2 protein-coding genes are annotated in these 1,655 nt (G+C 58.2%); one reads left to right on the top strand and one right to left on the bottom strand.

From position 1 onward, the window contains the following. Positions 1-198: 198 nt before the first annotated feature. Positions 199-1,056 carry a LysR family transcriptional regulator gene (locus EOA24_RS37185; RefSeq protein WP_126082609.1) on the bottom strand — a complete coding sequence of 286 codons (858 nt, stop codon included), beginning with the start codon at positions 1,054-1,056 and terminating at the stop codon, positions 199-201. Positions 1,057-1,186: 130 nt separating this feature from the next. Between EOA24_RS37185 and EOA24_RS37180 the strand changes: the two genes are divergently transcribed. After that, a partial coding sequence (locus EOA24_RS37180; protein WP_145992574.1) for an amidohydrolase family protein occupies positions 1,187-1,655 on the top strand: 469 nt, incomplete at its 3' end.

The following is a 1,655-nucleotide window of genomic DNA, read 5'->3' as shown; positions in this document are numbered from 1 at the left end:
CTCGTCGATCACGCGACGGCAGAGCATTACCTGCGGCGATGCGTCGGCCCATTGGCGCTGCCGCAAAGGCGCAACAAATATGGAAGCCGGAAACGAAGTGTGTGCGTTCATGTTTGGCTCTCAATGACGCGCCAACATGGCAGCCGAGGCCTTCGCGAAACAGGGGCTTGAGCCTGCTTTTTAATCGGAAATTTCGATCTAGATCTCCAGCGACATCACCGCGAGATGCAGCGCGCGAAGCCCTTTGCGGATGATCGGCTCATGCTTACGTCGGGCGAGCATGGCCGTATGGACTGGCTGGTAAAGCGTCGGCGCGCCCTCGACCAGGAACGACCGGCACTCGGCCGTGAACCTGCGGGCATCGTCGCTGCGCATGTAACAACTGCCTCCGGTTCGCCGCAGCATCGCTTCGGCCAAGCTTTCGGATCCCATGGAAAGACGCGAAATTGCCAGGGCAGGGATCAGCTCCGAGTGGGTTTTCTCGAGCACGACGGTGTAGCCCGGGCGAATGTAGCTGTCGGGATTCACCTCCGATAGCGTCCTGGCAAAGGTCGAGACCATCACATATTCCTCGACCATGAGGTGCTCATAAGTAATTTCGGGAAGGTAGCGGGGTGCGTAGAGCACCGCTATGTCGAGATTTCCCATGCTGAGATCGGTCACCATCTGATTGGAATAGTCGGATTCCACATGGATCGAGGCTTTGGGAAGCACCTGGCAGAGCGCCTCCACCCACCCCGGCAGCACCGATCGTGTCATGCCAACCTGGGCGGCCACACGCAGCGTCCCTTCGAACCGGTTGAACGCGCGAACGTCATGGCGCGCCTGCGACCAGGTCGAAAGCATCGCTCGCGCGTAGGCCTCGAAACGTCGCCCCGCCGCAGTCGGCTCAGCGCCAGCCCGACCACGATGGAAAAGCTCTGACCCTACCGCGCTTTCGAGACTCTTGATCCGAGTACTGACCGTAGACTGAGTAATGTTCAGCCGGTCGGCAGTCCGGTTGAAGTTCCGCGATTCAATAATGTCGAGGAACGTCTCGATGTGGTCCAGCTGCATGCGTCGTACCTTAATCGAAAAAGCCGATCGTTACCCAGAGATCATTGGCTTGATCCGGCAATTGTCAAGGCGGAAGGTGGAGGCACTAAACGGCCAGCACGGCCGGGCTAGACAGGGAGCGAAAGCTAAAGTGTTTATCGTCGACTGCGATTGTCACAACTATTGGTCAAGCGCCACGGTTTTGGAGCCGTATCTTTCTGGCATCTGGAAGGACATGTTCATCGAGGGCGAGAAGACTGGCCCGAAAGGATCGTTCCCGCACGGCCATCGCCCCTGGTTTCATCCGCAGGATTTCTCCCGAAAGGATGTGCGGCCTGAGACTGAAGCGGACAACTACCGGATCATGAAAGACAAACACCTCGACAAATATAATGTCGGCGTGGCGATCCTGACCGGCGACGAGCCCATTGAAGCCTCAACGCTGGCAAATCCCTATTACGCTAGTGCGCTGGTCAGTGCCTACAATGACTATCAGATCGCGGAGTGGTTGCCGAAGGACAATCGCTTCATGGGCTCGATCGTCATTGCGCCCCAGGATCCAAAGCTGGCGGCCGCTGAAATCCGTCGGCTGGGCAGTCATCCGCGCATGGTCCAGGTTC

The sequence above is a fragment of the Mesorhizobium sp. M2A.F.Ca.ET.039.01.1.1 genome (assembly GCF_003998035.1).
Classification (GTDB): Bacteria; Pseudomonadota; Alphaproteobacteria; order Rhizobiales; family Rhizobiaceae; genus Mesorhizobium.
Note: the sequence above shows the minus strand (reverse complement) of the source record. Positions and strands in the feature narration are given on the sequence as shown.

Coding starts and splice junctions, on each gene's coding strand:
- EOA24_RS37185 (WP_126082609.1), bottom strand. CDS start 1,056: ATGCAGCTGGACCACATCGAGACGTTCCTCGACATTATTGAATCGCGG.